Source organism: Bacillus sp. LH1 (genome assembly GCF_057924895.1).
In genome coordinates, this window is sequence record NZ_CM175007.1 from 1,064,678 (window position 1) to 1,083,209 (window position 18,532).

At 34.2% G+C, this 18,532-nt stretch carries 15 protein-coding genes, 1 pseudogene and 1 riboswitch; of the genes and pseudogenes, 15 read left to right on the forward strand and 1 reads right to left on the reverse strand.

All coding sequences use genetic code 11. The annotated features are described in order from the left end of the window. Positions 1–352 precede the first annotated feature (352 nt). From ecsA to ecsC, 3 genes are read left to right on the forward strand one after another with little or no spacing between them, the layout of a single operon-like run. On the forward strand, positions 353–1,096 hold the full coding sequence (gene ecsA, locus ACX9TM_RS05615) for an ABC transporter ATP-binding protein EcsA (protein ID WP_001292603.1): 744 nt from the start codon (positions 353–355) through the stop codon (positions 1,094–1,096). After that, positions 1,089–2,300: an ABC transporter permease EcsB gene (ecsB, locus tag ACX9TM_RS05620; RefSeq protein WP_001089133.1), complete on the forward strand. Its 1,212-nt coding sequence runs from the start codon at positions 1,089–1,091 to the stop codon at positions 2,298–2,300. Before ecsA ends, ecsB begins: the two co-directional genes overlap by 8 nt. A 13-nt stretch (positions 2,301–2,313) precedes the next feature. Further along, the gene (gene ecsC, locus ACX9TM_RS05625) at positions 2,314–3,021 is read left to right on the forward strand and encodes an ecs operon protein EcsC (RefSeq protein ID WP_000634142.1); all 708 of its coding nucleotides are present in this window, start codon (positions 2,314–2,316) and stop codon (positions 3,019–3,021) included. A gap of 40 nt (positions 3,022–3,061) precedes the next feature. Here the strand turns inward: ecsC and ACX9TM_RS05630 are convergent, their stop codons facing one another. Continuing rightward, on the reverse strand, positions 3,062–3,205 hold the full coding sequence (locus ACX9TM_RS05630) for a YjcZ family sporulation protein (RefSeq protein ID WP_072769936.1): 144 nt from the start codon (positions 3,203–3,205) through the stop codon (positions 3,062–3,064). Between the two features lie 155 nt (positions 3,206–3,360). On the opposite strand from ACX9TM_RS05630, the gene ACX9TM_RS05635 reads away from it, so the two are divergent. The 12 genes and pseudogenes from ACX9TM_RS05635 to ACX9TM_RS05690 all read left to right on the forward strand — a co-directional run bounded on the left by ACX9TM_RS05635 (position 3,361) and on the right by ACX9TM_RS05690 (position 18,490). After that, positions 3,361–3,942: a TetR/AcrR family transcriptional regulator gene (locus tag ACX9TM_RS05635; protein ID WP_000164838.1), complete on the forward strand. Its 582-nt coding sequence runs from the start codon at positions 3,361–3,363 to the stop codon at positions 3,940–3,942. Between the two features lie 2 nt (positions 3,943–3,944). Next, the gene (locus tag ACX9TM_RS05640; protein WP_000783813.1) at positions 3,945–4,112 is read left to right on the forward strand and encodes a hypothetical protein; all 168 of its coding nucleotides are present in this window, start codon (positions 3,945–3,947) and stop codon (positions 4,110–4,112) included. 79 nt (positions 4,113–4,191) lie between these two features. Continuing rightward, on the forward strand, positions 4,192–4,668 hold the full coding sequence (locus ACX9TM_RS05645) for a PH domain-containing protein (protein WP_000377670.1): 477 nt from the start codon (positions 4,192–4,194) through the stop codon (positions 4,666–4,668). Beyond that, on the forward strand, positions 4,661–6,100 hold the full coding sequence (locus ACX9TM_RS05650) for a PH domain-containing protein (RefSeq protein ID WP_063220302.1): 1,440 nt from the start codon (positions 4,661–4,663) through the stop codon (positions 6,098–6,100). Before ACX9TM_RS05645 ends, ACX9TM_RS05650 begins: the two co-directional genes overlap by 8 nt. 92 nt (positions 6,101–6,192) lie before the next feature. Beyond that, entirely contained in the window at positions 6,193–6,630 is a 438-nt protein-coding gene (locus ACX9TM_RS05655) for a hypothetical protein (protein WP_000033012.1), read from the forward strand. Beyond that, positions 6,627–6,893: a CPCC family cysteine-rich protein gene (locus ACX9TM_RS05660; protein ID WP_000877842.1), complete on the forward strand. Its 267-nt coding sequence runs from the start codon at positions 6,627–6,629 to the stop codon at positions 6,891–6,893. Before ACX9TM_RS05655 ends, ACX9TM_RS05660 begins: the two co-directional genes overlap by 4 nt. A 338-nt stretch (positions 6,894–7,231) precedes the next feature. Continuing rightward, positions 7,232–7,768 (forward strand): TetR/AcrR family transcriptional regulator, encoded by a 537-nt coding sequence (locus ACX9TM_RS05665; RefSeq protein ID WP_000028016.1) that lies wholly within the window; start codon positions 7,232–7,234, stop codon positions 7,766–7,768. A 172-nt stretch (positions 7,769–7,940) separates the two neighbouring features. Further along, a riboswitch (cyclic di-GMP riboswitch) is annotated at positions 7,941–8,033 on the forward strand. Between the two features lie 59 nt (positions 8,034–8,092). Further along, on the forward strand, positions 8,093–14,608 hold the full coding sequence (locus ACX9TM_RS05670; RefSeq protein WP_065381841.1) for a SpaA isopeptide-forming pilin-related protein: 6,516 nt from the start codon (positions 8,093–8,095) through the stop codon (positions 14,606–14,608). 477 nt (positions 14,609–15,085) lie between these two features. Next, positions 15,086–15,343 (forward strand): annotated as a pseudogene (locus tag ACX9TM_RS05675) (hypothetical protein); the annotation flags it as partial. Positions 15,344–15,433: 90 nt separating this feature from the next. Next, positions 15,434–16,375 carry a DMT family transporter gene (locus ACX9TM_RS05680; RefSeq protein WP_000939624.1) on the forward strand — a complete coding sequence of 314 codons (942 nt, stop codon included), beginning with the start codon at positions 15,434–15,436 and terminating at the stop codon, positions 16,373–16,375. A 230-nt stretch (positions 16,376–16,605) separates the two neighbouring features. Next, a complete protein-coding gene (locus ACX9TM_RS05685; RefSeq protein ID WP_001182728.1) occupies positions 16,606–17,082 on the forward strand; it encodes a PH domain-containing protein in 477 nt (158 codons plus the stop codon). Further along, positions 17,075–18,490, forward strand: a complete 1,416-nt coding sequence (locus ACX9TM_RS05690) for a PH domain-containing protein (RefSeq protein WP_000278130.1) — start codon at positions 17,075–17,077, stop codon at positions 18,488–18,490. The genes ACX9TM_RS05685 and ACX9TM_RS05690 overlap by 8 nt, the downstream gene beginning before the upstream one ends. Positions 18,491–18,532 lie beyond the last annotated feature (42 nt).

The window sequence follows — 18,532 nt, forward strand, 5'->3', positions numbered from 1 at the left end:
GTGAAATGAATTGCAATCTTTTTTAAAATGAAATTGTTTATTTTTTAAAACAGTATATGCTCTTTCAGAGACACCCCGTTTCGAAAATGAAACAAATGATCTGGTTATGTGTAAATTTCATTGTCCAACTTGGACACCCCATTTCATGATGACTTCACTATGTTGTTGTACTCATCAATTGGTGGTTGCTTTTTCAATGTGTTCCTTCTTCAATAATTATGATGTCCGCTTTCGGGAAATTATATGCTAATAAATTTAAAAATTTTTTTTGAGTACATGGATACTATGTAGTACAGCATAATTTTTGGTAAGATGAATATAGAATGAATACTAATGAAGAAAGTGGTGTCGTATGAGCGAGTTATTGCGTGTAGAAAATGTTACAGGAGGATATACGAAACGACCTGTATTAAAAGACGTTTCGTTCTCTGTTAATAAAGGCGAACTTGTCGGCTTAATCGGTTTAAATGGAGCTGGTAAAAGTACGACGATTAAACATATTATCGGTTTAATGGAACCGAAAAAAGGAACTGTCACAATTAATGGGAAAACAATTCGTGATGATATGACAGCGTACCGTTCTAGCTTTTCATTTATTCCGGAAACGCCGGTATTATATGATGAATTAACGTTAGAAGAGCATTTGAAATTAACAGCTATGGCGTATGGCGTGGATGAAAAACAATATGAAGAACGTGTAGGACAACTACTACAAGAGTTTCGTATGAAAAATCGTTTAAAATGGTTTCCATCTCATTTCTCAAAAGGGATGAAACAAAAAGTAATGATTATGAGCGCATTTTTAGTGGAGCCATCTCTTTACATAGTAGATGAACCTTTCGTTGGATTAGATCCGTTAGCGATTCAATCCCTTCTTCAAATGATGGACCAAATGAAAAAGAGTGGTGCCGGTATTTTAATGAGCACACATATTTTAGCGACGGCAGAGCGTTATTGTGATTCGTTCATTATTTTGCATCAAGGTGAAGTAAGAGCGAAGGGAACGCTATCTGAACTGCAATCACAGTTTAATATGCCAGGTGCAACGTTAGATGATATTTACATCGCGCTAACAAAGGAAGAAGATTATGAATAGCACAGCGTTATGGAAAGAACGATTTCGTCACTTTCTAAAAGAAGTTCGTACATATAGTAAATACGTATTTAATGATCATTTGAAATTTATTTTCGTGTTCATCATCGGTGCGGGAGCGTATTATTACCAGCAATGGTTACAAACGTTAACAACTTCGTTTCCAACTGCGCTCGTAATGGCAGTATTAATTGGACTCGTGTTAACGGCTGGATCCATTCAAACATTATTAAAAGAAGCGGATCTCGTTTACTTACTGCCAGTTGAAGAAAAGTTAAAACCTTACTTCACAAAGGCATTTCTTTTTACATTTATGATTCAGTTATACATAATCGCAATCGTAGCAGCCGCGCTTGCTCCGTTATACTTCCAACAAATGAAGCAAACAGGAGCTGGCTACATATGGATCGTACTCGCATTTGTCATTGTAAAAGCGTGGAATTTATTTGTAGCGTGGGAAAAGTCATTTTTAACAGATCAAAATATACAAAGGGCTGATTGGTTTATTCGTTTTATCCTAAACGGTTTATTTGTATATTTCCTTGTAGAACGTACTTCAGTTCTTTTCATTGGTGGAATCGTCCTTCTCATGGTGTTATACCTTGCTATCATGCATCAAATGGTCAAAGGAAAGCCACTAAACTGGGAGTATTTAATTTCCGAAGAAGGTAAGAAGATGATGCTGCTGTACCGCATCGCGAATATGTTCGTTGATGTACCAGCATTAAAAGAAAGAGTATCTCGCCGAAAATGGCTGGATTTCATTCTTTCGATAATCGGCGAAAAGCGTACATATTTATACTTATATACGAGAACATTTTTAAGATCAGGTAACTATTTTGGATTATATGTGCGCCTGCTCGCTCTAGGCGGAGTTATTCTTTACTTCATTCCATTTTTATATGGACGATTTATCGTAAGCCTTATCTTCCTATACTTAATCGGTTATCAGCTATTAACTTTATGGAAACATCACCGCATGAAAATTTGGCTTGATTTGTACCCAGTAGGCGGAGAAGAGAAGAAGAAAGATTTTCTTACTTTATTAAATGCAATTCTTATTACAGGTAGCGTTATATTTACAATTATATTTGCACTAGCAACGAAAGATTTCATGATGACAGGAATTTTACTTATCGTAAGCATATTATTTAGTATCGGTTTCGTTTACCAATACGGGGCGAAGCGCATTGAGCGTTTAAATTGAAAGGAATGAACCTATGATTACATACGAAGAGAAGGTTATAAAAGAATTGGAGCAGTGGAAAGCTACATTCATGAAAGATTCTTCTATGATGACACGGTTCTCCAAAAAAGTGCAGACGAAGGTGCAACAGCTCATTCCGGCGAAAGTACAAAAGGTACTAACAGAGACGATTCGTATGATGGTGCAAACGATTAGCGCCGGGTCAAACTTTATAAAGCCGAAGCTAAAAGAGACGACATGGTCACTGCAAAGACGTGACGATGAAGTTCGTAAAAAAATGGATGAGTACAAAAAAATAGCAGCGGCAGAAGGAGCAGGGACTGGAGCTGGTGGTATTCTCCTCGGTCTTGCTGACTTTCCGCTTTTACTTACAATTAAAATTAAATTTTTATTCGATGCAGCGACATTGTACGGATTTGATACGAGTAAACAAGAAGAGCGTCTTTTTATCCTTCACGTTTTCCAACTTGCCTTTTCAAGTGATGATCACAGAAAAGAAATATGGAAAGCAATCGAAACGTGGGATACAGAAAAAGAAAATCATATGGACTGGGAAAAGTTCCAAACAGAGTACCGAGACTATATTGATTTAGCGAAAATGCTTCAGCTCGTACCAGTAATCGGTGCCCCAGTCGGCGCATATGCGAACTATCAATTACTGCAAAGGCTTGGAGAAGTGACGATGAATTGCTATCGTATGCGATTGCTGAATAGGGATTAAAAACAAGGCGTCCTACATATGTAATGTAGGACGCCTTTTCTTAGAAGCTAAGTCCGATATAGCTAATTCCAACTATAATCAATACGATAAAAAGTACAATGATTAATGAAAATCCGCTCTTACCAGCTTGTCCCGCTTCACCGCCGCCATTACCACCACTACCGCCATTACCACCAAGTCTCATATGATATCCTCCTTATTGTTATATGTTGCTTTTACTTTATAACTTTCTGTATTTTCCAATAAATACCTTCTGTAGTGCTAACTAAATTGAAAATCATTTCGTTTTGTTTTATAATTTACTTACCGAACGGTAAGTAAAAATAAGTGAGGTACAGTATGACGAAGAATTTACAAACATCGCAGAACATTGTAGAGGCATCATTTAAACTTATGGCAGAACACGGCATTGAGAAGATGAGTCTTTCCATGATTGCGAAAGAGGTAGGTATTTCAAAACCGGCTATTTACTATCATTTTTCTTCTAAAGAAGCGTTAGTTGATTTTTTATTTGAAGAGATTTTTTCTGATTATCATTTTACAAAGTACTTTAATGAAGAGCGGTATACGAAAGAAAACTTTGCAGAAAAGCTAATCGCAGATGGTTTACATATGCTCTCTGAGTATGAAGGGCAAGAAGGAATACTACGCGTTATCAATGAATTTATCGTAACTGCATCACGAAATGAAAAGTATCAGAAACGTTTATTTGAAATACAAGAGGATTTTTTGCATGGTTTCCACGATTTATTGAAGAAAGGCGCGAGACTGGGCGTTGTGTCACAACATGAAACGGAAGAAAATGCTCATACGCTAGCGCTTGTGATCGATAATATGAGCAACTATATGCTCATGGGATTCCAGTTAAAGTATAAAGAAATTTGGATTCGAAATGTGAAAAACGTAATGAAGGAGGAGTAAAAATGAAAATGCAAAAAAACTGGTGGCTCGGTTTTCTTGGATTTATTGGGGTTTATAAAATACCAGGTATGATTGAAGCTTTTCAAGCGGATGGAAATTGGATGAAGTTAATCGGTTTCATTTGGCTACTTTGGTTCGGATATTTTATTCCTGAGAAGAAAGAAGATTAAATTTCAATTTTCTGTAAAGTTATGTAAAATGTAGATTAAGAGTATTCATATATTAGATTACTAGATTTGGAGTGGTTACATGGATTCATTGAAAAATGAAATTCACCCTGACATGGTCAAGGTGTGGAAAGCGCGTTCTTTAATTGAGCTAGGAATCAGTATTATAGTCATTTTTGCATATCTTTTCTTTATGATTAAGTTTAATTGGTGGGCTTGGATTTTCTATGTGCTCATCGGATTAACAATCGTATATACACCGTTTGATTACTTTACGTTTCCGAAACTACGTCAACGTTATTACAGCTACCAACTAAATGAAGAAGAACTTGAAATTCAGCATGGCCTTTTCGTTGTTAAGCGCGTATTAGTGCCGATGATTCGTGTACAGCACGTAACGATTGAACAAGGGCCAATTATGAGAAAATACGGATTAGCAGAATTACACATTTCAACAGCAGCAACTTCTCATAGCATCCCAGGTTTAACGATGTATGAAGCTGAAATGTTGAAAACGAAAATCGCAGAATTAGCGAAAGTGAGTGATGAGGATGTATAAAAGGCAGCATCCAATCACGATGTTATTAGAGTTAAAAATAACAGACTTTATACCACTCATTATTTTCATGTTTAGCTTAAACGGAAAGTTCCCGTTTTGGTATTTAATTCCCGCTGCATTCGGTTTACTCACCGTCTTTTCAGCGTTTGAAAAATGGTATTACACAACATACTGGGTTGAAAATAACGTATTACATGTGAAACAAGGTCTCTTTGTGAAAAAGGAGAGCTACTTAAATAAAGAACGTGTTCAAACGATTAATACAAGTTCTAACGTACTATATCAAATGCTCGGTTTGAAAAAAATTCAGATTGAAACAGCTGGCGGAGGCGATGAAGCAGAAGTTAGCTTAGCTGGAATTACGGTAGAAGAAGCGACAGAGCTTATCGCAATGTTAAATGAGTCGGCTTCAGAATTGAAAGTAGAAAAAACATTAGAAGAAGTAGAAGTAAAAGAAATTATTACAGAGGAAAAACAAGCGAGAGAATACAAATTAACGTGGAAAGAGATTTTAATAGCCTCTGTTACATCTGGTCAATTTGGATTGTTATTCTCATTAATCTTTTTTGTGTATCACCAAGTAGATGAGTACATTCCGAAATGGATAGAGAATAGCGTAAAGTCGTATGTAATGGAACATGATATATATGGCTGGATTTTGATGATAGCTATTTTGCTCGTCCTTTCGTGGATTATATCGACAATTGGTTATGCGCTAAAACATGGAGATTTTACAGTGAATCGAAGAAATGACGAAGTCCGTATTTCGCAAGGATTACTGGAGAAAAAAGAACTCGTACTAAAATTGCACCGTATTCAAGGGATTACGATAAAAGAAGGTATTTTACGCCAACCGTTCGGTTATTGTGCTGTGCAAGTAGAAGTCATTCAAAGTAAGGGAACGGATGACGAAAAAGAAAAAGTTACACTGCATCCTATCATTCGAAAAGATCGAGTGCAACAGTTACTCACGCATTTACAATTACCATACGAACTGAATGCAAATATTACTTCGTTACCAAAAGCAGCATTGCGCCGTTATCTCATTGATAGTTTCATCTTTTTCGCTATGCTCGCAATCCCGCTTACTGGAATAAGCATATACTTTGAAAAGTATTACATCATGTGGGCATTATTACCGCTCGCAATCCTTATCTTTACACTTGGATACGCAACATTTAAAACAAATGGTTACAGTGTTAACGGAGAACAAATTACACTTGTCTATCGTAGCGTCGGAAAATATACAGGACTTATTAGAAGAAGACACGTCCAATCAATGGAGAAGACACAATCATATTTCCAGCGCCGTGCGGATTTATGTACGTATAAGTTTTCGAGTGCATCATCTAGTTACAAAATAGAGCATACGAGAGTAGAAGATGCGGAGAGAATGCAGGATTGGTATAAGAAGAAGTTAAGTGAGAATTAAGTGGAACGGCTCGTCTTTCGCGGAAGACGGGCTATTTTTTTATGCGAAAATAATGAATAATATATGTAAAGAAAAAAGCGAGGTGAATGAGAGTGAGCAAATTTTTAATACCGTATTCATTTTCTATATTAAGTTTCTTTATTTCAGCAACAGCACTTGATTTATATGATAGGATGGGAAACAATAGTGAGCTGGTTTCGCCGAACATAATTGGAAAGATAATTCAATCTACTGCGCAAATGGGAGTCCTTACATTGTATTTCGGAGTACCTATTATTTTAGGTGGCTGTCTACTTGGTGAGCTATTGTTTAGAGGTATCATTTTACGATTTAAACTCAGCTATATTATATCTTTATTATTATATCTACTTTTAGCTTTTAGTATTGTTTTCGTAACGGTAGGCATTCCAACTACATATGAAGATTCTAATACATTTTTCATGGGGATAACTATGATTTGTGCTGTGACATTCTTTATGGGCCGGAATATATGGGAGAAAAAAGAAATGAATAATGGAGTAACAGAATGAAATATACATGTCCGTGCTGCGGGTATAGAACAATAGAAGAAGAACCACCAGGTACATATGAAATTTGTAATATATGTTACTGGGAAGATGATGAGGTACAGTTTAACAATCCTGACTTTGAAGGCGGTGCAAATGAAGTCTCGTTAAGACAAGCACAGAAAAATTTTATTGTATTTGGTGCTTGCGAGGAATGTTTTATTGGATTAGTTAGAAAACCGACTAGTGAAGATGTGAAGGATGCTAGTTGGCAGCGAATTTGTTAAGTGAAATGTTATTACTCAATTCAATGGGAGTAATAACATTTTTTATTTAGTGCTGAAAGAATTACTGCCGTCTTATAAGGTAATAAGAAGGACTAAATTGGTAAATTTTATCAATGGATATATTTTCAATAAATACAAAAGTATAGATGTATAGTCAGCTTTGTGTGTTTAATGTTATCATATTGAATGATATGGAAATTTTTAATAGAATAAGTAACTAAAAATTCAAAGGTAATGAAGCTTTTGTTGTATAAAGAAAATACTTAGTAGTAATCAACAATATTAAAAATAAGATTCGTATTTATATAAATTTAGTAGAAATGGGGTTTTAAAAAGGAATGAGTATAAGCATAACGCGGCAAAAGATTTTGGCGGCCGCTTCTCAAATTGTGCAATGTAAAGGGGTTGCTAAATTAACCTTAGAAGCAGTGGCAAAAGAGGCGGGTGTAAGTAAAGGTGGATTATTGTATCACTTTTCAAATAAAGAAGCTTTAATAGAAGGTATGATAGTCAGAGGGGTAGAGGATTATGAAGGGGCCATTTACAATAAAGTTGCGGAAGACGCAGAGAAGAAAGGGAGATGGGTTCGCTCTTTTGTAGAGGAAAGATTAAATAATGAGAGAAGAACAGAAGAGTTATCTAGTAGTATGATGGCAGCATTCATGTTAAAACCTGAATTACTTGAGCCATTACAACAATCATTTCAGCAACTGCAAAAGAATATAGAAAACGATGAGATAGATGCAGTTTGTGCAACAATTATTAGATTAGCAGCAGATGGATTATGGTATTCGGAATATTTAGGGGTTGGAAGACTAAGCCCCGAGTTAAGAGAAAAAGTGATTCAAGCTCTTATTAGAAATTCATATAAATAGAATATACGAACTATATAATGTGAAAATAATTCACCGTTGCTTCTTTAATGTAGTGGTGAATTATTTTTTTTATTAGAAAAATAGAACAATTTTATAGAGTATTGAATTATAACCGTCCAGACGGTATAGTAATATTTGGTTTAAGAGGAAAATGAAACAAAAAAAGAATAAAAGATATTTTTAGCACACTATTCGAAAGGATAGGCCGCAAAGCTTAGAGTCTACGGTAATACATATTGGTTACTAAGATCGTCTGGTTGCACATTTTTGATGCAACCGGACGGTCTTTTTTTGTTATATAAATATAAAAAATAGGAGGGAACTATGCAAATGAAAAGTACTAAAAGACATATTTCAATGGTTTCATTAGTTTTTCTAGTATTATTTTCAGTGCTGAATGTGTGGGCTCCAGTTATTCAAGCTGCTGTGATGAAAAGTCCAGTGGACGAAATTAATATTTCCCGTACTGATGGCACGACATCTGAACCGTATCAAGCCTCAGATGGTATGAAAGTAGAAGTGAAGTGGTCAGCTAAAGAAAAAATAAAAAGTGGAGATCAATTCACAATTGATATGCCAAAAGAGTTTCGAAAAGACCTTATGAATATGAGTTTTCCTTTAAAAGATGCTGAAGGAAAAACAGTTGGTACATGTGAGATGAAAAAGGGTCTATTAACGTGTACTATGGGGGATTACGTAGAAGGAAAGAATAACATTAAAGGTTCTTTATTCGTAGAATTCTACTTTGGTCTAGAAGCATATGATGGTGTTAAAGAAATTCCATTAGAATTTAACGTTGATGGTCAAATCGTCAATAAAGAAGTAAATGTAAGTAATACGACAGAGAGACCGAAGCCACAGCCCAATACAGATAATCTATTGAAATGGGGTTCTTATAATCAAGAAGATCCTTCGATTGCTGATTGGCTTGTATATGTAAATGCAACTGGAACAGAAATGCAAGATCTTAAATTAACAGATACATTAGGACCTGGGCATGAGTTAATTACAGACAGCGTAGTATTAGAAGAGGCTGTATTTGAAGATGGTTATGCACCAACAAATATTAAGCCAGCAGATTTATCTAACATTAAAATTAATGCAACAAAGGCTGGATTTACAATTGAGTTTCCAGACAGTTCAAAAGGTTATATTTTAAGATATAAAACAAAGATTACTAATCCTTCTGCAAAGCCTCATAAAAATACTGTGAAATTAGAAGGTAAAAATATTAAAACTGAAGAAAAAGTAGGACAAGTATTCGTAAGTGGTGGGGGAGGAACCGGTTCAGGTGACGATAATCCACCTAGTATTGAAAAAAATATAGTTGATGAGAATGGCAAGCTTGTAGAGAATGAGCAGCTAACACAAATGGATCAAGTGATTCAATACCAAGTTGGTACACATATACCAAACGATCCTCCTAAATACACATCAATGGTAATTCGTGATGATTTAGAAGATGTTTTAGAAGTATTAGAGGCAAAAGTGTATGATCAAAATGGCCAAGATATTACTTCTAAAGGGACGTTAAAGATAGATAAGCAAAGAAGTGAAGTAACATTTACGTTTGGTGAGAATTTTGACTATAAGTCATATGAAGACCAGAGAATCAATCTTAGTATCAAGGCGAAAATTAAAAATAATGCAGACTTATCTTCTTACGTAGATAAGAAGATTCCTAATAAAGCGGAATTACATTTTGATGATAAAACATTAACATCAAAAGAAGTAACTATTACGCCGCCTGAAGCTCCAAAAGACGGTACAGTATCGATTCATAAAATAGATTCTGAGGATCTGAACAAAGGGTTAAAAGGTGCCGAATTTGAAGTTCGAAATAGTGCAAATGAAGTTGTTGCAAAACTAAAAACGGACGAAAAAGGTTTTTCAGTACCTCAAACTTTAGCTCCTGGAACGTATAAAGTTTATGAAACAGTAGCACCAGAAGGATATCAAAAATTAAAAGAACCAGTAGAGGTTACACTTCAAGCTGGAGAAACAAAAACAATTGAAATTAAAAATACTATGCAAAAGGGTCAAATTGAAGTAAAGAAAATTGATTCGGAAAATGGTGAAAAACCATTAGCAAATGCAGAGTTTGATATAGTAAAAGACGGTATAGTAGTCGAACATATTGTTACAGATAAAGATGGTAAGGCAATCTCTAAACCGTTAGCACCAGGGAAATATATTTTAAAAGAAACGAAAGCGCCTGAAGGCTACCAATTAAAAGAAGCAGAGTTCGAAGTAAATGTAACAGGGGACGGCATATTCCCAATACAAGTGGAAAATGCAATGGTAGACAAAGGTAATATAGAAATTACAAAAGTGGACAAAGAAAACGGAGCAGTATTAGCGGGTGTCGAATTTGAAGTCCAAGATGAGAAAGATGAAGTAGTAAGAAAAGTAGTAACAGATAAAGATGGAAAAGCAAACGTTTCAGATCTATCAGTAGGAAAGTACAAATTAGTAGAGACAAAAAGCTTACCAGGTTATAAAAAGCTAACAGAACCAGTACCATTTGAAATAAAAAAAGGTATGACAAAAGCTTTAGCAATAAAAGTAGAAAATGAGCAGTTAGACAAAGGCTCAGTAGAAATTACAAAAATAGATAAAGATAGCCAAAAAGTACTAGAAGGCGTAGTCTTCGAAGTGCAAGATGAGCAAGGCAAAGTAGTAACAGAAGTAAAAACAGATAAAGATGGTAAAGCAAAAATCTCTGATTTATCAGTAGGGAAGTACAAATTAGTAGAGACGAAAAGTTTACCAGGCTACAAAAAGCTAACAGATTCAGTATCATTCGAAATTACAAAAGGTATGACAACAGTCCTATCGTTGAAAGTAGAAAATGAACAGTTAGATAAAGGTTCAGTAGAAATTACAAAAATAGATAAAGACAGCAAAAAAGCATTAAAAGGCGTAGTCTTTGAAGTGCAAGATGAAGCTGGAACAGTAGTAAAGGAAGTAAAAACAGATAAAGATGGTAAAGCAAAAATCTCAGATCTATCAGTAGGAAAGTACAAATTAGTAGAGAAAGAAAGTTTACCAGGCTATAAGAAATTAACAGAGCCAGTATCGTTTGAAATTACAAAAGGTATGACCGAGATCTTATCATTAAAAATAGAAAATGAAATGGTAGATACGGGAAATATAGAGATAACAAAGATAGATAAAGATAATAAAGCACCGTTAGCGGGAGTAACATTCATCGTACAAGATGAAAAGGGTAAGGAAGTTACGAAAGTAACGACAGATAAAGAAGGAAAAGCAAATGTTTCAGATTTACCTGTAGGAAAGTATGAATTAGTAGAGGTAGAAAGTTTACCTGGTTATAAAAAGTTAGAAAAACCAGTATCATTTGAAATTAAAAAAGGCATGACTGAGGTTCTATCATTAAAAGTAGAAAATGAAATGGTGGATACAGGGAATGTAGAGATAACAAAAATAGATAAAGATAGTAAAGCTCCATTAGAAAATGTTGTATTTGAAGTACGTGATTCAAAAGGAAAAGTAGTTGCGAAAGTAAAAACGGATAAAGAAGGAAAAGCAAACGTTTCAGATTTATCTATTGGAAAGTATGAGTTGGTAGAAGTAGAAACACCGGCAGGATACAAACCACTAGAAAAGCCAATTTCATTCGAAATTGAAAAGGGTAGAGTAACAGCATTACAATTGACTGTAGAAAATGAATTAGTGGATACAGGAAATGTAGAAATTACAAAAGTAGATAAAGAAAATAAAGATGCTTTAGCTGATGCAGTATTTGAGATTCAAGATGAAGCAGGACAAGTAGTCGCTAAAATAACGACAGATAAAAAAGGACAAGCACAAGTTACTAATTTATCAGTCGGCACATACAAGTTAGTAGAAGTAAAGGCACCAAAAGGATATAAACAATTAGTAGATCCGATTACTTTCCAAATTGAAAAAGGTATGACAAAATCTCTTGCTTTAACAGTAGAAAACGAAATGTTAGACAAGGGAAATGTGGAAGTAACAAAAGTAGATAAAGATAGTCAAAAAGTATTAGAAGGCGTAGTCTTCGAAGTACAAGATGAGCAAGGCAAAGTAGTAACAGAAGTACAAACAGATAAAAATGGTAAAGCAAAAATCTCAGACTTATCTGTAGGAAAGTACAAATTAGTAGAGAAAGAAAGCTTACCAGGCTACAAACAATTAACAGAACCAGTATCATTCGAGATCAAAAAAGGTATGACGAAAGTTTTATCATTGAAAGTAGAGAACGAACAGTTAGATAAAGGTTCAGTAGAGATTACAAAAGTGGACAAAGAAAGTGGCGCAGTATTAGCGGGCGTAACATTCGAAGTGCAAGATGAAAAAGGCAAAATAGTAACAAAAGTAACGACAGATAAAGAAGGACAAGCAACAATTTCAGATTTACCAGTAGGAAAATATAAGCTAGTAGAGGTAGAAAGCTTACCAGGATATAAAAAACTAGCGAAACCAGTATCATTCGAAATCAAAAAAGGTATGACAGAAGTCTTATCACTAAAAGTAGAGAATGAACTAGTAGATAAAGGCTCAGTAGAAATTACAAAAGTAGATAAAGATAGTCAAAAAGTATTAGAAGGCGTAGTCTTCGAAGTACAAGACGACAAAGGCAAAGTAGTAACAGAAGTAAAAACAGATAAAAATGGTAAAGCAAAAATCTCAGACTTATCTGTAGGAAAGTACAAATTAGTAGAGAAAGAAAGCTTACCAGGCTACAAAAAGCTAACAGAGCCAGTATCATTCGAAATTAAAAAGGGTATGACAGAAGTCTTATCATTAAAAGTAGAGAATGAACAGTTAGACAAAGGTTCAGTAGAAATCACAAAAGTAGATAAAGATAGCCAAAAAGTATTAGAAGGCGTAGTCTTCGAAGTACAAGATGAGCAAGGCAAAGTAGTAACAGAAGTAACGACAGATAAAGATGGAAAAGTAAACATTTCAGACTTATCTGTAGGAAAGTACAAATTAGTAGAGAAAGAAAGCTTACCAGGTTACAAACAATTAACAAAACCAGTATCGTTTGAAATTAAAAAAGGTATGACGAAAGTTTTATCATTGAAAGTAGAGAACGAACTGTTAGATAAAGGTTCAGTAGAAATTACAAAAGTAGACAAAGAAAGTGGCGCAGTATTAGCGGGCGTAACATTCGAAGTGCAAGATGAAAAAGGCAAAGTAGTAACAAAAGTAACAACAGATAAAGAAGGACAAGCAACAATTTCAGATTTACCAGTAGGAAAATATAAGCTAGTAGAGGTAGAAAGCTTACCAGGATATAAAAAACTAGCGAAACCAGTATCATTCGAAATCAAAAAAGGTATGACAGAAGTTTTATCACTAAAAGTAGAGAATGAATTAGTAGATAAAGGCTCAGTAGAAATTACAAAAGTAGATAAAGATAGTCAAAAAGTATTAGAAGGCGTAGTCTTCGAAGTACAAGACGACAAAGGCAAAGTAGTAACGAAAGTAAAAACAGATAAAGAAGGAAAAGCGAAAATTTCAGATCTATCTGTAGGGAATTACAAACTAGTAGAAGTAGAAAGCTTACCAGGCTACAAAAAGCTAACAGAGCCAGTATCATTCGAAATTAAAAAGGGTATGACAGAAGTCTTATTATTAAAAGTAGAGAATGAACAGTTAGAAAAAGGTTCAGTAGAAATTACAAAAATAGATAAAGATAATAAGGCACCGTTAGCAGGTGTAGTCTTTGAAGTACAAGACGACAAAGGCAAGGTAGTAACGAAAGTAACGACAGATAAAGCTGGAAAAGCAACAGTTTCAGATTTATCAGTAGGAAAGTACAAGCTAGTAGAAGTAGAGAGTTTACCAGGCTACAAAAAATTAGAAAAGCCTGTACCATTTGAAATTACAAAAGGTATGTCAAAATCTTTAGCGTTCACTGTAGAAAATGAAATGGTAGATACGGGGAATGTAGAAATCACAAAAATAGATAAAGACAGTAAAGCACCATTAGAAAATGTTGTATTTGAAGTACGTGACTCAAAAGGAAAAGTAGTTGCGAAAGTAACGACGGATAAAGAAGGAAAAGCAAACGTTTCAGATCTATCAGTAGGAAAATACAAATTAGTAGAGACGAAGAGCTTACCAGGTTACAAAAAGTTAACGGAACCAGTATCATTCGAAATTACAAAAGGTATGACAAAAGTCTTATCATTGAAAGTAGAGAACGAACAGTTAGACAAAGGTGCAGTGGAGATTACAAAAATGGCCGCTGAAAGCAAGGAAGTCTTATCAGGAGCTGTGTTTGAAGTTCATGATGAAAAGGGAAAAGTAGTAGTGAAAGTAACAACAGATAAAGATGGAAAGGCAAAAATCACAGATCTATCTGTAGGTAACTACACACTAGTAGAAGTAGAAGCACCAAAGGGATATGAAAAATTAACTAATCCAATTCCATTTGAAATTACAAATGGAATGATAAATGCAGTTCAATTAGAAGTATTAAACAAATTGAATCATTTAGCACCACCAGGTCCAGAAACACCAGATCCAGAAAAGCCTGGAACACCAGATCCGGAGAAACCTGGAACACCGAATCCAGAAAAGCCTGGAACACCGAATCCAGAAAAGCCTGGAACACCGAATCCAGAAAAGCCTGGAACACCAAATCCAGAAAAGCCAGGGACACCGAATCCAGAAAAGCCTGGAACACCAGATCCAGAGAAACCTGGAACACCAAATCCGGAAAAGCCTGAAAAAGAATTACCGAAGACAGGGCAGAAAATGCCTGTGGAACCATATATGGGAGCACTTCTTGTAATGATGAGTTTTGGGTTACTCGTATTAGGTAGAAAACAGCAGAGATAATAAAGGTGAAAAGGTATCCTCAAAGTATTTGAGGATACCTTTTTTAGCATAAAAAAAAGCATCTAGCAAAAGTACTAGATGCAAATAAAAACACAAGGGAAGACAAAATTCTTCCCTTTTCCCGTATGTAATTATATCAAAAAATTTATAAAAAACTAGCTATATTTAAAATATAATTTTTAAAAAAGTTATATACATAAATAATTGCAATACGCGCAGTTTTATCTTTCTGAAAAATCCATTTCTTTAATTTCGAATATTAAGACTAATGTTGATAAATCTTCAGATAATTAAAAAAATAACCAAAAGGATATATAATATTGCTTAATAAATAATTTTAATGAATTACATATATTTCATTTGGTGTATTAATTGAATATCATAATTTTAAATTTTATTAAGCAAGAATCTCGGTTACTTATTGCATTTCTAACATAGGGTGAGATAGAAAAATACAATAGTGTGGAGGTTTTTATAATGACGTTTGTTCTTAGTAAAATGAATGGGTTTAGCATAGAAGAAAAGGTACATGAATTTGAATCTAAAGGATTCCTTGAAATCTCAAATGAAATCTTTTTACAAGAGGAAGAGAATCATCGTTTATTAACACAAGCACAGTTAGATTATTATAATTTGGAAGATGATGCGTACAGTGAATGCCGTGCTAGATCTTATTCAAGGTATATAAAGTATGTTGATTCACCAGATTATATTTTAGATAATAGTAATGATTACAATTGAGTGTTTTTGAGGAAAAGCACCTGTCCTTTTTTAGGCTGGTGTTTTTCTCACTATAAACCGAGTTTTTATTGGAGGGGGATTAATTTGCTTCAAAAGAGTTTTAAGCAAGAGAAAACGGTACCGGCCTTAAAGATGATAGCATCAATGGTTATCTTTGGATCAGTTGGATTTTTTTCTGTTCAAACAAACTTACCTTCGTTTGAATTAGTGTTTGTAAGGTGTATTTTTGCGACAATATTTTTAAGTGTATGCTGGTTGCTTACAGGGCAATATAAACAAGATAAATGGGAACGAAAAGAAGTTATTCAAGTTTTAATATGTGGTTTTTTCTTAGTATTTAATTGGGTTTTCTTATTTAAAGCCTTTGAAAATATGTCAGTTACCATTGCTATCTCAGTTTATCATCTTGCACCAGTAATTGTACTGTTAATTGGAAGTATCGTCTTTAAAGAAAAATTAACATTCATATCTATCATTTCAATAATTGTGTGTTTTGCAGGAGCTTTATTAATTGCTGGTATTGATGGAAGCTTCTCTGTCGGCTCATTAATGTCTTCAGGTATGATATGGGGATTTCTTGCGGCTCTCTTTTATGCATTTACAACTTTATTTGGTAAAGGGATTAACAAAATGAGTGCGTATGCAATGACATTTTTACAAACATTCTTGGGGATATTTCTTTTAATACCATTTATAGATTTAGATGCTTTTAGTGGCCTCACTCAAAGTAATTGGACATATATTATAGCTACTGGTTTTATTCACACAGGGATAGTATATTATCTGTTTTTTGATAGTTTACGCTATTTATCTACAAAAACCATCTCAATATTAGTTTTTTTAGATCCGGCAGTGGCAATATTATTAGATACTGTACTTACTGGATTCCGTCCAACTTTAATGCAAATAACAGGAATTCTTTTTATTTTTATTGGCATGACTTTAACATTAAAAAAATCTAAAGATAAAAAACTAAGCCAAAAAGAAAAGCAAATTGAAAGCGATGCTAGTATATCTCAACAATAATGAAATATATTGTGTATAAAACGATAAACCTTGCATGAATCATGTAAGGTTTATTTTAGTTCAATATAATTCAAATTTATAATACATAATTTTCAAAACTGAGGTATGTGTTTCTTTAATATGCTTTTGATTCAACTATTTTTATTTGACTATAAATTTACAAAAATGTATATAAAACCTTATTTTTTGATAATATATAAGTAATAAATTCATAGAATTGGAGTGATGAGATGCAGCCGTTAGAAAGGGAGATTCATTCTAATATGCTGAAAGTGTGGAGGATGCACGCTTTAATTGGGGCGGTAGTTATACTAACAGTCGTAATTGCGTATTTCTTTTTTATGATTAACTTTAACTGGTGGGGCTGGTTGTTCGGACTATTAGTAACAGGAGCTATTACATTTATTCCCCTTGATTATTTTGTGTTTCCAAATTTACGTCAACGCTATTATAGTTACAGATTAAATGAAGAAGAGATTGAGATTCAAAAGGGAATGTTTGTTGTAAAACGCGTACTTATTCCGATGATCCGTGTGCAGCACGTAACGATTGAGCAAGGGCCGATCATGAGAAAGTATAATTTAGCAGAATTACATATTTCAACAGCCGCAACTTCTCATAGTATTCCAGGTTTAACGAAAGAAGAAGCAGAACAGCTGAAAAGACAAATTGGAGAACTTGCGAAAGTGAGTGATAAGGATGTATAAGAGGCAACATCCGATTACGATATTGTTAGGTATTAGGATTGCGAGTTTGTTGCCACTTATTATTCTTGTTTTATTTAAACCTGATGAACAAGTGGAACCTTGGTATTTATTTTATCTTTTTCTTCTGGTTGTTTTATTCATCATGGCTATTTTTTCAGCAATTAAATGGTATTTTAAAGTGTACTGGATTGAGAATAATATTTTACATATAAAGCACGGTGTTTTTGTAAAGAAGGAAAGCTATTTAAATAAAGAGCGTGTACAAAATATTAGTACGTCTTCTAACATCATTTATCAAATGCTCGGACTTATGAAGTTAAATATAGAAGTAGCCGGTGGTGGTAATGAACCAGAAGTGATGTTGGCTGGTATTAAAGAAGACGAGGCAAAACATTTAATTTCTTTATTACATAAGAAAGAAACTACTGTAAAAGAAGAAATAGAAGAGGAAGAAAGCAAGACGGTTTATCAGTTAACAGCGAAAGAGGTTTTAGCCGCAGCGATTACATCTGGTCGGTTCGGACTAGTGTTCTCTGGACTGGTACTTCTTTACACAAAGTTTGATTTTGTTCTTCCTGAAGGATTCACAAGTAAAGTAGAAGCGTATGTGATGGGAAACGGTGTTTATAAACTAATTGTAATTGCATTAATTTTAATGGCAATTTCGTGGATTATTTCCACGGCTGGATATGTGTTGAAATATGCAAACTTTAAAATTGAGCGAAAAGGGGAAGAGATTCGTATCGTTCAAGGATTATTTGAAAAGAAAGAGTTTGTCTTAAAATTGCACCGCATTCAAGCGATTACTGTAAAAGAAGGTATGCTTCGCCAGCCGTTTGGCTATTGTGCTGTTGAAGTGGAAGCAATTCAAAGTATTGGAGCAGCAAGTAACGAAGTAATGTTGCATCCATTTATGAAGAAAAAAGATGTACAGCACCTGATCACATATTTAGAGTTACCATATGAAATCGAAGCGGAGATCGTTCACTTACCAAAAACAGCGTTGCGTCGTTATTTCATTATGGGCTGGTTAATAAGTATCATACTCACAGTTCTAATTGCCAGCGTGAGTATATATTTTAAACAATATATTGCGTTGTTTGTTATTTTACCGTTATTTATCGTGTTTTCGTTACTTGCGTATGCTAGATATAAAAGTGGCGGTTATGAATTAAGAGAAAATCAACTAACGGTTGTATATCGTAATTTTTCGAAATATACAGGAATAATGCGAAGAAGACATGTTCAAGCAGTAGGTTATAATCAATCGTATTTTCAAAGAAAAGATGAATTATGTACAACTTTTGTAGCGGTAGCTGGGCGCGGTTATGAAGTAAAGCATATGAGAAAAAAAGATTCACTTCGTATATATAATTGGTACAAAGAAAAAGGAAACACCGGTGTGTAATGGTGTTTCCTTTTTGTCATTAAATTGATATCTTTAGTCGAA